We start from the raw sequence: 15,673 nt of genomic DNA on the forward strand, positions 1-15,673 counted from the left end.
CCGTGCTGACCGGCTGCGGCGCGGCCGACATGACCCGGCAGGCCTCGCCGTACGCGGCCGCCGAGGGCGCGAAGACGGTCACCCTGTCCGTCCAGTCCTGGGTCGGGGCGCAGGCGAACACCGCCGTCGCCTCCTACCTGCTCGAACACGAGCTGGGTTACCGCGTCGACACCGTCCAGGTCGACGAGGTCCCGGCGTGGGACGCCCTCAGTCAGGGCCGGGTCGACGCGATCCTGGAGGACTGGGGCCACCCCGAGCAGGAGAAGCGGTACGTCGAGGAGAAGAAGACGATCACCCCGGGCGGTGACCTCGGCGTCACCGGCCACATCGGCTGGTTCGTGCCGACGTACTTCGCCGAGGAACATCCGGACGTCACCGACTGGAAGAACCTCGACAAGTACGCCGACCAGCTGCGCACCCCCGAGAGCCGCGGCAAGGGGCAGCTGATGGACGGCTCCCCCTCGTACGTCACGAACGACAAGGCGCTGGTGAAGAACCTCGGGCTGGACTACGAGGTGGTCTTCGCGGGTTCCGAGGCGGCGCAGATCACCCAGATCAAGCAGTTCGCGAAGGAGCGCAAGCCGTTCCTCACCTACTGGTACAAGCCGCAGTGGCTGTTCGAACGGGTCCCGATGACGGAGGTGAAGCTGCCCGAGTACAAGGAGGGCTGCGACGCCGAGCCGGAGAAGGTGGCCTGCGCCTACCCGCACACCCCGCTGCAGAAGTACCTGAACACGCGGTTCGCGGAGCGGGGCGGCGAGGCGGCCTCGTTCCTGAAGAAGTTCCGCTGGTCGGTCGAGGAGCAGAACGAGGTGTCGCTGATGATCGCCGAGGAGAAGATGGCGCCGGCGGAGGCCGCGAAGAAGTGGGTGGAGCGCAACGAGAGCACCTGGCGGGCGTGGGTGAACTGAGGGGACCGCGCCGAACGGGGGACGCCTCGATCGGGGGGTGTGCGGGGGCCGATAGCGGGTAGGCGCAGCACGTGATCACCTCCGTGACCGCTCCGGAAGTGCGCACCACCCGGAAGAAGCATCAAGAGAAATCGGAGGGCAACATGATCGTCATCGGCCTCATTCTGCTCATCATCGGCTTCGTCACGGGCATCAGCATCCTGTGGACCATCGGCGTGATTCTCCTCGTCGTCGGGGCGATCCTGTGGATCGCCGGCTCCCTCGGCCACGCCGTTGGTGGACGCAAGCACTACTGGTAGGGACCGGGGCATCAGTCACCACTAGTCCTCCGTCGGTGTGCGGCGGCCCGCGCCGGGTGCGGGCCGCCGCACACTCGTGCGCGGGGCGCGGTGCTACCGGAGGCATGTGCTGGCGGATTGCGTGCTACCGGGTTACGTGCGCCCTGGTTGGATGCTGCCTGGTTACGTGCTGCTCGATCACCCGACGCCGGCGAGCCGCCGGCTCAGCACCTCGGGCGCGGGGAAGGTGGCGCCGACCGCGCCGACGCGCTTCCAGTGCAGGCGGCCGTCGGGGGCGACGATGAACACGGACCGTCGCAGACCGATCAGCGGGGCGTCGATGCCGAAGGCGCGGGCCACGGTCCGCCCCTCGTCCGCGAGCAGGGGAATGCGCAGGTCACGGTCACGGGCGAAGCGTTCGTGACTGTCGACGTCCTGAGGGCTGATGCCCCAGACGGTCGCGCCGGACGCCCGGAGCCCGTCGAGACCGTCGGAATAGGAGCACAGCTGTCGGGTGCACACGGGGGTGTTGTCGCCGGGGTAGAAGGCCAGGACCACGGGCTTTCCGCGGTGGTCCGCGAGGGCGTAGTCGGAGCGTTCGAACCTGTCCTGGAGCAGGACGCCCCCGGGCAGGGAGAAGTCGCCCACGATGTCCCCCACTGCGGGAGTACGGCCCATGGCGGTGGTTCCTTCCGTAGTCGGTGTCGCGTCACAACGCGTCGGTCGGTGAGGCGTCGCGTCGGTCGTTGACGCGTCGGCAGCCATTGTGCGCACCCGTGCCGACCGTTCGGTACGGGACCCCCGGGGGCGGGGGGACGGGCGTGTGCCGGGTTCGCGCATCGGCTGGCTGGTTCTTGGCTGTTTCCTCCCGTCTGGGGTGGGTAGGCGAGGTTTCGACCGAGACACCGTGTTCGCCGACTCCGCCGCCCCGAGGGGATGGACGTACGGTCGACGACATCGCGAAGTGGAGATTCCCAGTGGCCATCGTGAAGAGCTCCCTCAAGGACGCCGACCTGAAGATCGTGGGCGACGCCCTGCAAGGCGCCCTGGTGGACCTCGTCGACCTCTCCCTCGTCGCCAAGCAGGTGCACTGGAACGTCGTGGGCCCGCGGTTCCGCTCGGTCCACCTCCAGCTCGACGACGTCGTCACCTCGGCCCGCACCCACTCCGACGTGGTCGCCGAGCGCGCCTCCGCCCTCGGGGTCTCCCCCGACGGCCGCGCCGCGACGGTGGCCTCCACCAGCGCGATCGCCGGCGTGAAGGAGGGCTGGGTGAAGGACGTGGACGCCGTCAAGATCCTCGTGGACGGCCTCGCTGCGGTGATCACCCGCATGCGCGAGCGCATCCAGGCGACGGGCGACGCCGACCCGGTCACCGAGGACATCCTGATCGGCCTGACGGGCGACCTCGAAAAGCACCACTGGATGTTCCAGGCCGAAAGCGCCTGAGCCGAAGCGCAACAGTGCCCCGACCGCCGTTCGGCGGTCGGGGCACTTCCATGCCGGAAGCGACCGCTGGGGTACTTGCGCGAAATCGTTCCAGTCTCGGCGCCATCGCGTGCCGGCCCGCTGGGGATTGCCTGTGGCGCAGAGTTCGGAGGGCGCCGGTCGGCGGTCAGCGAATCCCCGTGCGCCCGCCGCGCGGGCAGCCCTTCGCGTGGATCGTCGCGCCGCCCTCGGGGCCGCCCCCTGGAACGGGGGTGGCCCCGCAGTGCGGGCAGCCGCGGCAGGCCTCGGCGGGGGCCTTGCCGGTCACGCTGTCGCCTCGATGTTGTCGACGAGGGTCGAGAACTCGCGGCCGGACGGCAGCCGGACGTAGGCGAGGTCCACCCACCGCTCGGCGCCGGTGTCCGCCACGTTCTCACGGACGACCGCCATCAGCTCGCCCTCGGCGCCGGAAGGAATGTCCCGGACGCGTTTGCGCAGGAGGGCGTGCGGGACGTACTCGTACACCTCGGGCATCGTTCTGGGCTCCCCATCGTCGTCAGCGGGTGGTGGAACGAGCCTAGATATCCGGACAACGCGCGCGAAGTGACCCTGGGTACCGGTAGTTTGGGGCCCCCGCCAGCAGAGGACGCGCCATGGGTCGTGACGACCGGACCACCCTGACCCGCAGTCGGGGAATCGCCAACCGCAGTCGCACCGGCATGGTGTCCGGGTATGTGTTCCGCGTGATCCGCGAGGAATTGGACCACACCCAGCAGTCACTGGCCGACGCCTTCAAGGTGTCGACTGACACGATTGCCGGCTGGGAATCGGGACGACGTCCCCTGACCTCGTTGACCGTGGGCCAGAAGCTGCTGCACCGACATCTTCTGATGCGCATGGGTGTGAGCCCCGCGCTGCTCCGAGCCCTCGACAGGGGGCTGGAGGCGGATGTCCTCCTCGCCGATGCCCTCACCGATGAAGGAGCCACCTGCGACAGCCCTCTGGGCGCGTGGGTCATACAACGCGATCTCGTCGAAGTTCTGGTCTGGCCGCTGAACGGTGTCACGCCCGAACCCATGCGTGGACTTGGCGTCTCGGGTCGGCCTCGGCGCGGTCCCGCTCCGACCCGGCCCGAGCTGTCGGCGGACGACCGGCGCCGGTTCTTCCGACGGATGCGACGAACAGCTGAGGAGGCGCGCGGCGGTGACTTCCTCCTACACCGCCAAGCGCTCTACCTCGCCGGTTATGACGAGGAGCCCGACACTCCCGAGTGGCTGGGTCGGCAACAGCACGACCAACGTCCGCAGGACTGGCTGACCAGGTGGCTCACCACTCGCTCTGTAGCGGCTGTCGCGGCTCGGCAGGGTGACGGTGACCGCATGCGGCACTTCATCGCCACCACCCTGGACGATGACCATGCGGGTGAAGCCGCCAACCTGAACTACTGGGCCTACTGGATCGGTGAGAGCCCGCACCTCGAGCTTTCGGACGACTTCATCGCCACCACCGGCGTGCCCACCTGGCACGGCCACAAGCTGCTCCAGCACCTCGTCACCGGACTCGTCCCCGACCGTGGGTTCTTCGAGCTGAACATCCACACCATCTGGGCCCTCCTGGCCGCACGCCCCGGACTCCTGCGGACTTCCGAAGCCATGGGCGCCCTGCGGGAGAGGCTTCCCCTGCTGTTGGATGGCACCGGGCCCTCGAAGCGCGCGCGGCGAGAGCTCGAAGGCATTCGGTACGCGATCCGCCTCGCCGAGGCGTGAAGGAGAGACACAGTGGCTGACGACCTGTCCGCGGTCGCCCGATTCCTCTACGAGGCGGGCACGCTCAAGCACGCTCGTCGCACGGGCTGGTGGATGGCGGGCATCACGCAGCCGGAGAGCGTGGCCGAACACTCCTGGCGGACCTCCCTCATCGCGTCGATCATCGCGAGGCTGGAGGGGGCCGATCCGGCGCGGGCCGCTTTCCTGGCCGTCTGGCACGACACCCAGGAGACGCGTACCGGCGACGTGAACCACCTCGGCAAGAAGTACTCGGCAACGGCCGACCCCCAGGCGGTGACCGCCGACCAGACGGCCGGGATGCCCGACCTGTTGGCCTCGACGATCCGGGAGCTGGTCTCCGAGTACGAGGGCAACGACTCGGCGGAGGCGGTCTGTGCCCGCGACGCCGACAAACTGGAGTGCATGCTCCAGGGTCTGGAGTACAAGGCCCAAGGCCATGTGAACGCGCAGCGGTGGATCGACAACAGCAAGGCGCGGCTCACCACGGAGACCGGTCGGCGACTGGCCGACGAGCTGTTGGAGCAGGGGCCCCTGGACTGGCTGCGCGTGGCCATCGGCGAGAAGACCTGACCTGCCGACCCGGAGCCCCCCTCCCGCCGGCCGGGGCGGGAGGGGGTGGGGGTCAGTCCTTCACCGCGCCGCCGAGGCCTGAGACCAGGTGGCGTTGGACCAGGACGAAGAAGATCAGGACCGGCAGGGTCATGATCGTGGAGCCGGCCATGATGCCGCCCCAGTCGTTCTCGTCCGGTTTGAAGAACACCAGGAGGGCCATGGGCAGGGTCGACTGGGAAGTGTCGCTGATGATGAACGACTTGGCGAAGAGGAAGTCGTTCCAGGTGGATATGAAGGAGAAGACGCTCGTCGCCACCAGCCCGGGGAAGACCAGCGGGAAGAGGATCTGCCACAGGAAGCGGGTGCGGCTCGCGCCGTCGATGTACGCCGCTTCCTCCAGCGCCTCCGGGACCGCCTTCACGAAGCCGCGCAGCATCCAGATCGCGAACGGCAGCGAGAAGGCGATGTGGGGCAGCACCAGCGACCAGAGGGTGTTGAGCTGGCCGGTGTCCCGCATGAGGAAGAAGAGCGGGATCGTCAGGGCCTCGATCGGCACCATCTGCGCCACCAGGAACATGATGAGCAGCGTCGTGCGGAAGCGGAACTTGAAGCGGGTGACGGCGGTCGCCGCGAGGAACGCGATCAGGGCGGACGCGAGGACCACGGAGCCGGCGACGAACAGGCTGTTGAGGAAGTAGCGGCCGAACTCCTGCTGTTCGAAGACGCGGCGGAACGAGTCCAGGGACGGGGCGAGGGTCCACGGGCGGGCCTCGGTCGACTGGATCTCCCCCGCCGGTTTGAGGGCGGAGAGCACCATCCAGTACAGGGGGAAGGCGACGACCACGGCGACGGTCAGCGCGGACGCCTCGGCCGCGAGCCGCCAGGGGCGGCGGATCCCGAACCGGGCCGGGGATGATCCGGCCGCCCGGGCCGGTCGGACGGCCGGGCGCGTGGGGAGCGTGCCGGTGGGGCTCACAGTTCTTCTCCCTGCCGTCGCATGAGGCGTAGGTAGACGAGGGTGACGGTCAGCAGGATCAGCAGCATGACCACGCCGATCGCCGAGCCCAGGCTGTACTGGGAGGACGCGAAGGCCTTCTGGTAGGCGTAGACGTTGAGGACGAGGTTCTGGCCGGCGATGCCGCCGCCGGCGGTCATCACGTAGATCTGGGTGAAGACCTTGAAGTCCCAGATGATCGACTGGATGGTGACGACGATCAGGATGGGCCGCAGCATCGGCGCGATGACGGAGCGCCAGATCCGCCACTGGGAGGCGCCGTCCAGCGAGGCCGCTTCCAGGACCTCGGACGGGATCGCCTTGATGCCCGCGTACACGGTGACCATGACGAACGGGAACGAGCACCAGACGACCTCGAAGAGGACGAGGGCGAAGGCGCTGAAGCGCCCGTACGTCCAGGAGAAGTCCCCGAGGCCGAGCAGCCGGTTGACCGGGCCGTAGTCCGGGTCGAAGAGGAACACCCAGACGGTGGAGCCGGTGACGGCGGGGGTGGCCCAGGCACCGAGTGCGGCCAGCATCAGGGCGAGCCTGGGGAGCGCCCTGATGCGGGTCAGCAGGACGGCGAGCGCGCAGCCGACGGCGAGGGTGGTGACCACGCACGTGGCGGCGAACACGACGGTCGCGAGCAGGACCTGCCAGAACTGCGGATCGGCGAAGAGGGTCCGGTAGTTGCCGAACCCCTTGAAGGTGGTCGGTTCACCACCGCTGACCTGGGCCTGGGTGTACTCGAGGAAGGAGATGAGGCCGAGTTGGTAGATCGGGTAGACCAGCAGGGCGGCGAGGACGAGCAGGGCGGGGGCGAGGTAGAACCAGGGGGTCCAGCGGCTGCCGTGGCGCCCGCCGCCGCGAGTGCGCGGGGCTCGGGGCGCGGGCGCCGACGCGGTCTTCGGGGAGGTGGCGGGCGGCGCGAGGACGGTTGCTTCGTGCGTCATGTCGGCGGGCCGGTCAGCCGGCGCTGGAGAAGGCCGCGTCCATCTTCTTCGCCGCGTCCCCGGCGGCGGCGGGTACGTCCTTCTTGCCGCTGACGACCTCCTGGAACATCGTCGGCAGGACGGTCGAGGCGTCGATCTGTCCCCAGCCCGGGGAGGCCGGCACGAACTTGGTGCCCGCCGTGAGGGTCCGTACGAACGGCTCGACGAACGGGTCCTTGCGCGCCACCTCGGCGCGGACGTCGGTGTAGGTGGGCAGGAAGCCCATGGCGTCGAAGAGTTGGCGCTGGGTGTCCTTGGCGGCGAACCGCTTCATCAGGTCGACGGCGAGGGTGCGGTGCGAACTGCTCTTGAGCATGCCGATGTTGTTGCCGCCGGCGAAGGCCGGGGCGATCTCGCCCTCCTTGACTCCGGGCAGCGGGACGACGGCGTACTTGCCCTTCACCGTGCCCGCTTCGACGGCCTGGTGGCTGAAGTCGCCGCCGATGGCCATCGCCGCGTTGCCGGAGGCGAAGGCGGTGACGGTGGCGTTGCCGCCCATCGCGGCGCACTTGGCGGCGGGACAGTTGTCGTCGCCGAAGAGGGAGGTGTACGTCTCGATGCCCTTGCGGGCGGCGTCGCTGTTGATCGTCGATTTGAACGTGCCGCCGCTCTCCTCGGCGAGTTCACCGCCGTTGGCCCAGATGAAGGGCATGGCTCCGTAGGTGTAGGCGCCGCCGACGGCCAGCCCGTACAGCTCGGGCTTCGCCTTGCGGATCTGCTTGGCCGTGGCGACCAGTTCGTCCTGGGTCTTCGGCGGCGCCAGTCCCAGTTCGGTGAAGACGTCGGTGCGGTAGTACAGGGCGCGCACGCCGACGAAGAGCGGCGCGCCGTACACCTTGCCGCCGACGGTGACCGACCGGGCGGCCGTGCCGTCGGTGTCCTTGGCCTCCGGCCAAGCGGCGAACTCCGCGCTGATGTCGGCGAGTCCACCGTCCTTGACGTAACCGGCGGTGTCGGTGTTGCCGTACTCGATCAGGTCGGGGGCGCTCTTCGGGTCGTTGAACGCGGCCTTGACGCGCTGGGCGCGGGTCTCGACCGGGATGTACTCGACCTCCACCTTCACGCCGGAATGCTGCCCGCTGAAGGCGGCGACGGCGCCGTCGACGACCTTCTTCTTCGGCTCGTTGTTGACCTCCTGGAAGAGCCAGACGCGCAGGGTGCCGGACGTCTCGTCCTTCGAGGACGTGGCGCCGGAGGTCTGGGGTGCGCAGGCGGTGGACGTCAGCGCGGTGATTCCGGTCAGGGCGAGGGCGGCGAGGGGTACGGCTATGCGGGAGCGGAGCTTCATGGGCGGTCCCCGGGAGAGAGTGCGATGCGTTGCACAGTGCGCAACGCCTGTTTCGTCATGCACAACTTGGAGGAGGCTAGAACGACTCAAACCCGGGGACAAGTGGTCTCCACCACTCTGTGACCGGACGAAGCATCCTGCGCAACGCGGAAGGGGCCGCCGTCGTGAGGTCCGCGGGGACGCCGGGCATGACGGCGGTGTGGTGGGCGGTCCGGAACACCGCGCAGCCGGACGCGACCGCCACGAAGGGGGCGGCGTGCCCGAACACCCTTGGGGCGGTGGGCAGTACGGTCGGCAGGACGGTTCCGGCCGTCATCGTCGCTGGGCCGGCGACGGTCGTGCGGGGCGCCGAGTGGTCCGCGAGCCTCCCCGGCCGGCACACCGGTCCGGGGACGGCGGAAGCGGGCGGGGGCGGCCGGGTGGCTACGGTGGCGCGCGGGGCGGTCGGTACGGGACTCGGAGCGGTTCCGGGACGGCGGAAGCGCGGCGGGCGGTGCGGGAACGCCGGGGGCGTGGCGCCTCAGCCGGCGCAGGTCGGGCAGAGCCCCCGATAGGTGACCTCGACTTCGGCGACCGCGAAGCCGAACCGTTCCCCGTCCGGCAGGCCGGCGAGGGGGTCGCCGGCCGGGTGGACGTCGCGGATCAGGCCGCAGCCGGTGCAGATCAGGTGCTGGTGGGGGTGGTGAGCGTTCGGGTCGTAGCGCTTGGCGCGGCCGTCGGTGGAGACTTCGGCGACCTCGCCGAGGGAGACCAGCTCGCCGAGGGCGTTGTAGACCGTCGCCCGGGAGATCTCCGGCAACTTCCTTACGGCACGGGCGTGCACCTCGTCGGCCGTGAGGTGCACGTGCTCGCCGTCGAGGACCTCCGCGACCACGCGCCGCTGCGCGGTCATCCTCCAGCCACGCCCTCGCAGTCGATCCAGCAGGTCACTCATGGCATCACCCTGTTCGGTCGGGCGGAGGGTTCCCGGAGGACCGCCGGCGGAGGCCGGGAACCCGTGGCACGGAGCTTGGTGTTCTTCTTGACTTGGACTGAGTCCATCGTAGGATCGGATTCATTGACAGCCAAGGGGCAGGACGATTCCAGCGCGGCAGGAGAGGCCACACCGACGGGCTCGACCGGGGCCCGCGCCCTGTGCCCCGACTGTTCCGCATACATGCAGTTCCTGAGCACCGTGATCCGGTCCGGAAGGATTCCCATGTCTGAGAACCATGACGCAATCGTCGTAGACGCGAAGGACGGGGGCGGTGGAGGTTGTCCGGTCGCGCACGAGCGCGCCGCGCACCCGACGCAGGGCGGCGGTAACCACCAGTGGTGGCCCGAACGCCTCAACCTGAAGATCCTCGCGAAGAACCCGGCGGTGGCCAACCCGCTCGGCGAGGAGTTCGACTACGCCGAGGCGTTCACCTCCCTCGACCTGCCGGCCGTCAAGCGGGACATCGCCGAGGTACTGACGACCTCGCAGGACTGGTGGCCCGCCGACTTCGGCCACTACGGCCCCTTCATGATCCGGATGGCCTGGCACAGCGCGGGCACCTACCGCATCAGCGACGGTCGCGGCGGCGCCGGCGCCGGTCAGCAGCGCTTCGCGCCGCTCAACAGCTGGCCGGACAACGTGAACCTGGACAAGGCCCGCCGCCTGCTGTGGCCCGTCAAGAAGAAGTACGGCCAGAACCTCTCCTGGGCCGACCTCATGATCCTGACCGGCAACGTCGCGCTGGAGCAGATGGGCTTCGAGACCTTCGGCTTCGCCGGCGGCCGGGCCGACGTCTGGGAGCCCGACGAGGACGTCTACTGGGGCCCGGAGACCAACTGGCTCGACGACGAGCGCTACACCGGCGACCGCGAGCTGGAGAACCCGCTCGGCGCGGTCCAGATGGGCCTCATCTACGTCAACCCGGAAGGCCCGAACGGCAATCCCGACCCGATAGCCGCGGCCCGCGACATCCGCGAGACGTTCCGTCGGATGGCGATGAACGACGAGGAGACGGTCGCCCTGATCGCGGGCGGTCACACCTTCGGCAAGACCCACGGCGCCGGCCCGGCGGAGAGCGTCGGCGACGACCCCGAGGCCGCGCCGATGGAGCAGCAGGGCTTCGGCTGGAAGAACTCGTACGGCACCGGCAAGGGTGGCGACGCGATCACCAGTGGTCTGGAGGGCATCTGGACCGACACCCCGATCACCTGGGACAACAGCTTCTTCGACATCCTCTTCGGCTACGAGTGGGAGCTGTTCAAGAGCCCGGCCGGCGCGCACCAGTGGCGTCCGAAGGACGGCGCCGGCGTGGGCACCGTGCCCGATGCCCACGACCCGTCGAAGACCCACGCGCCGACGATGCTGACGACGGACCTCTCGCTGCGCTTCGACCCGGCCTACGAGCAGATCTCCCGCCGCTTCCACGAGAACCCGGCGGAGTTCGCGGACGCCTTCGCCCGCGCCTGGTACAAGCTCACCCACCGCGACATGGGCCCGCTCGTGCGCTACCTCGGCCCGGAGGTCCCGACCGAGACGCTGCTGTGGCAGGACCCCCTCCCGGCGCTGACGCACGAGCTCGTCGACGCCGACGACGTCGCCGCCCTCAAGGCGCGGATCCTCGGCTCGGACCTGTCGGTGTCCCAGCTGGTCTCCGTCGCGTGGGCCTCGGCCGCGTCGTTCCGCGGCAGTGACAAGCGCGGCGGCGCCAACGGCGCGCGCGTGCGGCTCCAGCCGCAGAACGGGTGGGAGGCCAACGACCCGGACCAGCTGGCGACGGTGCTGCGCACCCTGACGTCGATCCAGGAGGAGTTCAACTCGGCCGCGTCCGGGAACAAGCGGGTTTCGGTCGCGGACCTGATCGTCCTCGCGGGCGCGGCCGCGGTCGAGCAGGCCGCGAAGGACGCCGGTTTCGATGTCGAGGTCCCGTTCGCGCCGGGTCGCGTGGACGCCTCACAGGAGCAGACCGACGTCGAGTCGTTCGCGGCGATGGAGCCCGCCGCCGACGGTTTCCGCAACTACCTCGGCAAGGGCAACCGTCTGCCGGCCGAGTACCTGCTCATCGACCGGGCCAACCTGCTGAACCTGAGCGCCCCCGAGATGACGGTGCTCGTCGGTGGTCTGCGCGTGCTCGGCGCGAACCACCAGCAGTCACGGCACGGGGTCCTCACCACGACGCCCGGGACGCTGACGAACGACTTCTTCGTCAACCTGCTCGACCTGGGCACGACGTGGTCGGCCGTCGCCGGGGACGGCAACGCCTTCGAGGGTCGCGACGCGGCCACCGGCGAGGTCAAGTGGACCGGCACGCGCGCCGACCTCGTGTTCGGCTCGAACTCCGAGCTGCGGGCGCTCGCGGAGGTCTACGCGAGCGACGACGCGAAGGCGAAGTTCGTGAAGGACTTCGTGTCCGCCTGGGACAAGGTCATGAACCTCGACCGGTTCGACCTGGCCTGATGGTGACGTCCGGGCCGGCCGGTGTCCTCCGGCCGGCCCGGATCGCCCCCGTCCGCACTCCGGTCAGAACTTGACCTTGGTGGTCGAGAACGTGACGGGCTGCGCCGGGTCGGCGTAGCACTGGAAGGGGTCCCACTCGTTGGTGGTCGGCTGGAGACGGTCCCAGCCGAACGCCGTGTCGGTGAAGCTGGAGCCGCCGGCGCCCGTGGTGAGGGTGCCGCTGCCCGGGGCGCGCAGGGTGACTTCGAGGTTCGGGAAGTCGAACTCGACGCCGCCGGCCCACTCGCCGTCCGACTTCACGCGCAGGTCGTTGCCGGTCCGCTCGACCCACTGGTTGGCCGTGCCGAGGTTGCTGCCGCCGGTCAACTTGTAGCTGAGGACGGTGGCGTTGGCGGGCACCTTGTAGTTGAACGAGATGGTGTTCAGCAGCTTGTTGTAGTCGGCGATGGCCTTGATCGGCGCCGAGTCGAACGTGACCTTGAAGGTGTGGAACGGGGCGACCTTGGCCGGCGCCGTGGTGGTGAAGTTACGGCTGTACTCGACCGGTATCCACTCACCGGAGAGCCGGGTCTGGCAGACGTACGGGAGGGTGCTGGTCGTCGTGACCGCGGGCGACCCGGTCGCGGCGGCGGTACCGGGCGCGGCCAACATCGCGGTCAGGGCGAGGCCCAACGAACCGACTGCTCCGCCCGTCAGCTTCCACTTGCGCTGCACTGAGGTTCCTCTCTCTCGTGTCTCTCGTGTCCGGCGAGGATCGGCTCCCGCCTGTGCCGCGACTCTTCGCCATCCGGATGGAGATTCGTTGGAACGAACGTCGAGTTCCGGACACGGGCGCAGGGTCGGGCCGGCCGAGAGGTGGCGGCCGGCGCGCGTGCGCACTTTCGAGCGGAGTTCCAGATCCGTGCCGGAGCATCCGGTCATGAAAATACTGTTCGTAGGCGGAAACGGCGCCGGCACGATCTTCCCCAACATCCCGCTGGCCCAGGCGGCCCGCAACGCGGGCCACGAAGTGATCATGACCGGGCCCGAGGTGACGATGCCCGCCATCGTCAGCTCGGGGATCCCGGCCGTCCCCGTCACCCCGCGGACCATCGAGGACTGCCGGCACGACCGGCAGGGCCGTCTCGTCCCGACGCCGGCGAACGGACCGGAGCGCAACATCGCGATCGGCCGCATGTTCGGCCGGCTGGCGGCGAGTTCACTGCCCGGCCTGATCGATCTCGTGGACCGCTGGCGGCCCGACCTGGTCGTCTCGAACGTGCTGACCTACGCGGGCCCCCTCGCGGCCCACCACGCCGGCGTGCCCTGGGTGCGGTTCGCGATCGACATCGGCGAACCGCTCTCCGTCGACCTCGGGGCGCAGTCCGAACTCGCTCCGGAACTGGAGGCGCTCGGCCTCCAGGCGCCACCCGCCCCGGACTTCTCCCTCAGCGTCCTGCCGCCGAGCCTGCGCCCCCTCACCGCGCCCCCGGCGCTGTCGCTGCGTCACATCGCCTACAGCACACAGGTTCCGTTGGAGCCGTGGATGTACACCAAGGGGAGACGGCCGCGCGTGCTGGTCAGCGCGGGTAGTCGGGTGACGCCGAGCGATCATTTCGAGCCGTTGCGCGGCCTGGTGGAAAAGGTCGGGTCGCTGGACGTGGAGCTGCTGGTGGCGACCCCGGAGGCCGTGGCCCGCGCGTTGGAGCCGACGCTCCCGGCAGGCGGCCGCGCGGGCTGGCTCCCGGTGGACGTCCTCGCCGCGACCTGTGACCTGGTGGTCCACCACGGGGGCGGGAACACCACTCTGAGCTGCCTGGCGAACGGCGTCCCCCAGGTGTTCGTACCGAGCATGCCGGGCCTGGAGGAGCACGGCGCGCGGATCTCCGCGCACGGGGCGGGCCGGCTGGTGCTGCCGGAGGACGACACGACGGAGAACGTCGCCGGAGCCGTCGAGGACCTGCTCACGGACCCGTCGTACCGCGAGGCCGCCGGGCGGCTGCGGGACGAGGCGCGGCGGATGCCCTCCGCCGCCGAGGTCGTCCGGGAACTGGAGCGATCGGTGCACGTCCACCGGGCTGCCGTCGCCGCCACCGCCGCCGGTACGGTTTGACACCTCGCATCGGGCGGGGACGGCGGTTGCCCGCCGTCGTACGGAGGGACGAGCAGCGGGCGTGGGCCCGAGCGGGGGCCGGAACGTCGCAGGTGCGTTCCGGCCCTCCTGTTCGACGTACGGGTGTCCGGCGTCCGGGTGTCCGACGTACGGGTGTCCGACGTCCGGGTGTCCGACGTCCGGGTGTCCGGCGTCCGGGTGTCCGACGTACGCGCATCCGGCGTACGAGCCGCCTCCACCGGGTGCTCCTGAGCTGCCGCGCGCGGTCCGCGCGGCGCGTTCGCGCACGTGGCGGCCCTGGACGGTACCCGAGTGACCGGGAGATCGCCAGCCGTGCGGCGCGCACGGCCGGCCGGCGGCGACGGTGGGACACCCGCGGGCTTGACGCCCCGGGCCGGGTCGTGTTGCACTCCGGCTGATAAGTACTCAGCACCAGGGGAAGCCGGTCGAAATCCGGCGCTGACCCGCAACCGTAGGCCCGGCAACCACCGGGCGAGTCGGAACACCTGGCGCGCAGTCATGTACACGAGGAACGCCGTCGCGGACTACGGTGTGGCCGTCAGCAGCTCCCCCACGGCTCGACCGTGCACGGGAGTGCATCGCCACGCAGCCAGCCCGCCCGGCAGGGACGAGAGGCCGGCGGTGGCGACCGAACAGTGGCAGACGCGGCACCCGCACCCCGGACGGCACCTGCCGTCCCCGGTCACCGCGACGCTCCCGACCCCCGGCACACGAGTGGCCTTCCTCACGCTCCCCCGCCGACGTACGGGCCGCGTCCGCGATCCCCTCGGGCCGTCGACCGAACCCGAGACGTGGCGACCTGACGCCTGACGCCCGACGTCCGACGCCCGGACCCCGAACCGTCGTGCCACGGGGCCCACTCGGCGTCGAAGACCATCCGTTCCATCCGCGGTGAGAGGACCCACCCATGCCCCGCAACCTCCCGAAGACCCTGCTCCCCGCACTCGCCGCGGCCCTACTCGTATCCGGCTGCGGAGGCGGCGGCGCGCCCGCCGCCGGCCCCTCGTCGGCCGCGCCCGTGAAGGGTTTCCCCGTCACGGTGGACAACTGCGGGGTGAAGACCACCTACCGGCGTCCGCCTCAGCGGGCCGTCTCGCTGAACCAGCACGCGACCGAGATCATGCTGGCGCTCGGCCTGGAGAAGTCGATGGTCGGCACCGGCTACCTCGACGACCGGATCCTCCCCGAGTACCAGGGCGCGTACGACAGCGTGAAGGTCCTGTCGAAGGAATACCCCTCCTTCGAGGTCCTGTTGCAGGCCGAACCGGACCTCGTCTACGGAGGATGGTCTACGACCTTCGCCGAGAAGGAGGGCCGTAGCCGCGCCGCCTTCACCAAGGTCGGGATCAACACGCACCTCAACAGCGAGGAGTGCCCGACCGGTCCGGTCGACGCGGCCGCGATGGACGCGGAGATCCGCACCGTCGCGAAGATCTTCGGGGTGCCCGAGCGGGGCGAACAGCAGGTGACGAAGCTGCACGGGGTCCTCGACCGCGTCGAGTCGCAGCTCGCGGGCGTGCCGCCGGTCAAGCTCTTCGTGTACGACAGCGGCGACAAGACGGCCTTCACCGCGGGCGGCAAGGGCATCGGCAACGAGATGATGCGTCGGGCCGGCGGGGTGAACCTCTTCGCCGACCTCGACAAGGCCTTCGGTGACGTGTCGTTCGAGCAGGTGGCGCAGCGCGCGCCCGAGGCCATCGTGATCTACGACTACGGCGACCAATCGGTCGAGGACAAGAAGAAGTTCCTGCTCGCGCACCCGGCGCTGAAGGAGGTACCGGCGATCAAGAACCAGCGCTTCGCGGTGTTGCCACTGTCGTCCACCGTGCTCGGTGTGCGGATGCCGGCGGCCGTGGAGTCGCTGGCGCGTCAGCTCCACCCGGGCCGGGTCCAGTGACCGG

General features: G+C 69.9%; 15 protein-coding genes and 1 riboswitch. Of the genes, 8 read left to right on the forward strand and 7 right to left on the reverse strand.

Features of this window, described 5'->3' with window-relative positions; translation table 11 throughout:
- The first annotated feature begins 29 nt into the window (after window positions 1-29).
- Window positions 30-911, forward strand: coding sequence for an ABC transporter substrate-binding protein (locus ACZ4XJ_RS03395; protein ID WP_362884309.1), 882 nt, complete (start codon window positions 30-32; stop codon window positions 909-911).
- Between the two features lie 143 nt (window positions 912-1,054).
- Window positions 1,055-1,210 (forward strand): DUF6131 family protein, encoded by a 156-nt coding sequence (locus tag ACZ4XJ_RS03400; RefSeq protein ID WP_362884311.1) that lies wholly within the window; start codon window positions 1,055-1,057, stop codon window positions 1,208-1,210.
- Between the two features lie 177 nt (window positions 1,211-1,387).
- Here ACZ4XJ_RS03400 and ACZ4XJ_RS03405 read toward each other — a convergent pair whose 3' ends face one another.
- Window positions 1,388-1,867, reverse strand: coding sequence for a peroxiredoxin (locus ACZ4XJ_RS03405; RefSeq protein ID WP_362884549.1), 480 nt, complete (start codon window positions 1,865-1,867; stop codon window positions 1,388-1,390).
- 299 nt (window positions 1,868-2,166) lie between these two features.
- Here ACZ4XJ_RS03405 and ACZ4XJ_RS03410 point away from each other — a divergent pair, with 299 nt between their 5' ends.
- Entirely contained in the window at window positions 2,167-2,637 is a 471-nt protein-coding gene (locus ACZ4XJ_RS03410) for a Dps family protein (RefSeq protein WP_362884551.1), read from the forward strand.
- 303 nt (window positions 2,638-2,940) lie between these two features.
- Here ACZ4XJ_RS03410 and ACZ4XJ_RS03415 read toward each other — a convergent pair whose 3' ends face one another.
- Window positions 2,941-3,150, reverse strand: a complete 210-nt coding sequence (locus tag ACZ4XJ_RS03415; protein ID WP_362884555.1) for a hypothetical protein — start codon at window positions 3,148-3,150, stop codon at window positions 2,941-2,943.
- A 119-nt stretch (window positions 3,151-3,269) separates the two neighbouring features.
- Here ACZ4XJ_RS03415 and ACZ4XJ_RS03420 point away from each other — a divergent pair, with 119 nt between their 5' ends.
- The gene (locus ACZ4XJ_RS03420; protein WP_468495135.1) at window positions 3,270-4,382 is read left to right on the forward strand and encodes a helix-turn-helix domain-containing protein; all 1,113 of its coding nucleotides are present in this window, start codon (window positions 3,270-3,272) and stop codon (window positions 4,380-4,382) included.
- A gap of 12 nt (window positions 4,383-4,394) precedes the next feature.
- Window positions 4,395-4,973 (forward strand): HD domain-containing protein, encoded by a 579-nt coding sequence (locus ACZ4XJ_RS03425; RefSeq protein ID WP_468495136.1) that lies wholly within the window; start codon window positions 4,395-4,397, stop codon window positions 4,971-4,973.
- A gap of 52 nt (window positions 4,974-5,025) precedes the next feature.
- Here the strand turns inward: ACZ4XJ_RS03425 and ACZ4XJ_RS03430 are convergent, their stop codons facing one another.
- From ACZ4XJ_RS03430 to ACZ4XJ_RS03445, 4 genes are all read right to left on the reverse strand, one after another.
- Window positions 5,026-5,850, reverse strand: coding sequence for a carbohydrate ABC transporter permease (locus ACZ4XJ_RS03430; protein ID WP_362884566.1), 825 nt, complete (start codon window positions 5,848-5,850; stop codon window positions 5,026-5,028).
- 77 nt (window positions 5,851-5,927) lie between these two features.
- Window positions 5,928-6,902 carry a carbohydrate ABC transporter permease gene (locus ACZ4XJ_RS03435; RefSeq protein ID WP_468495137.1) on the reverse strand — a complete coding sequence of 325 codons (975 nt, stop codon included), beginning with the start codon at window positions 6,900-6,902 and terminating at the stop codon, window positions 5,928-5,930.
- Window positions 6,903-6,915: 13 nt separating this feature from the next.
- A complete protein-coding gene (locus tag ACZ4XJ_RS03440) occupies window positions 6,916-8,229 on the reverse strand; it encodes an extracellular solute-binding protein (protein WP_468495138.1) in 1,314 nt (437 codons plus the stop codon).
- Window positions 8,230-8,749: 520 nt separating this feature from the next.
- A complete protein-coding gene (locus ACZ4XJ_RS03445) occupies window positions 8,750-9,163 on the reverse strand; it encodes a Fur family transcriptional regulator (RefSeq protein WP_468495139.1) in 414 nt (137 codons plus the stop codon).
- 264 nt (window positions 9,164-9,427) lie between these two features.
- Here ACZ4XJ_RS03445 and katG point away from each other — a divergent pair, with 264 nt between their 5' ends.
- On the forward strand, window positions 9,428-11,659 hold the full coding sequence (gene katG, locus ACZ4XJ_RS03450; protein WP_468495140.1) for a catalase/peroxidase HPI: 2,232 nt from the start codon (window positions 9,428-9,430) through the stop codon (window positions 11,657-11,659).
- Between the two features lie 63 nt (window positions 11,660-11,722).
- On the opposite strand, the gene ACZ4XJ_RS03455 is transcribed toward katG, so the two are convergent.
- The gene (locus ACZ4XJ_RS03455; RefSeq protein ID WP_384000140.1) at window positions 11,723-12,373 is read right to left on the reverse strand and encodes a hypothetical protein; all 651 of its coding nucleotides are present in this window, start codon (window positions 12,371-12,373) and stop codon (window positions 11,723-11,725) included.
- 205 nt (window positions 12,374-12,578) lie between these two features.
- Between ACZ4XJ_RS03455 and ACZ4XJ_RS03460 the strand changes: the two genes are divergently transcribed.
- Window positions 12,579-13,751 (forward strand): glycosyltransferase, encoded by a 1,173-nt coding sequence (locus ACZ4XJ_RS03460; protein ID WP_468495141.1) that lies wholly within the window; start codon window positions 12,579-12,581, stop codon window positions 13,749-13,751.
- Between the two features lie 396 nt (window positions 13,752-14,147).
- A riboswitch (cobalamin riboswitch) is annotated at window positions 14,148-14,275 on the forward strand.
- A gap of 404 nt (window positions 14,276-14,679) precedes the next feature.
- Window positions 14,680-15,669 carry an ABC transporter substrate-binding protein gene (locus ACZ4XJ_RS03465; RefSeq protein ID WP_468495142.1) on the forward strand — a complete coding sequence of 330 codons (990 nt, stop codon included), beginning with the start codon at window positions 14,680-14,682 and terminating at the stop codon, window positions 15,667-15,669.
- Window positions 15,670-15,673: the final 4 nt, after the last annotated feature.

It is taken from the genome of Streptomyces sp. NPDC029836, from assembly GCF_055574495.1.

What these genes read in the sequence shown, in the direction of transcription:
- ACZ4XJ_RS03395 (WP_362884309.1), top strand. Translation starts at nt 30, where the DNA reads ATGACCCGGCAGGCCTCGCCGTACGCGGCCGCCGAGGGCGCGAAGACG.
- ACZ4XJ_RS03400 (WP_362884311.1), top strand. Translation starts at nt 1,055, where the DNA reads ATGATCGTCATCGGCCTCATTCTGCTCATCATCGGCTTCGTCACGGGC.
- ACZ4XJ_RS03405 (WP_362884549.1), bottom strand. Translation starts at nt 1,867, where the DNA reads ATGGGCCGTACTCCCGCAGTGGGGGACATCGTGGGCGACTTCTCCCTG.
- ACZ4XJ_RS03415 (WP_362884555.1), bottom strand. Translation starts at nt 3,150, where the DNA reads ATGCCCGAGGTGTACGAGTACGTCCCGCACGCCCTCCTGCGCAAACGC.
- ACZ4XJ_RS03420 (WP_468495135.1), top strand. Translation starts at nt 3,270, where the DNA reads ATGGGTCGTGACGACCGGACCACCCTGACCCGCAGTCGGGGAATCGCC.
- ACZ4XJ_RS03435 (WP_468495137.1), bottom strand. Translation starts at nt 6,902, where the DNA reads ATGACGCACGAAGCAACCGTCCTCGCGCCGCCCGCCACCTCCCCGAAG.
- ACZ4XJ_RS03440 (WP_468495138.1), bottom strand. Translation starts at nt 8,229, where the DNA reads ATGAAGCTCCGCTCCCGCATAGCCGTACCCCTCGCCGCCCTCGCCCTG.
- ACZ4XJ_RS03445 (WP_468495139.1), bottom strand. Translation starts at nt 9,163, where the DNA reads ATGAGTGACCTGCTGGATCGACTGCGAGGGCGTGGCTGGAGGATGACC.
- katG (WP_468495140.1), top strand. Translation starts at nt 9,428, where the DNA reads ATGTCTGAGAACCATGACGCAATCGTCGTAGACGCGAAGGACGGGGGC.
- ACZ4XJ_RS03460 (WP_468495141.1), top strand. Translation starts at nt 12,579, where the DNA reads ATGAAAATACTGTTCGTAGGCGGAAACGGCGCCGGCACGATCTTCCCC.
- ACZ4XJ_RS03465 (WP_468495142.1), top strand. Translation starts at nt 14,680, where the DNA reads ATGCCCCGCAACCTCCCGAAGACCCTGCTCCCCGCACTCGCCGCGGCC.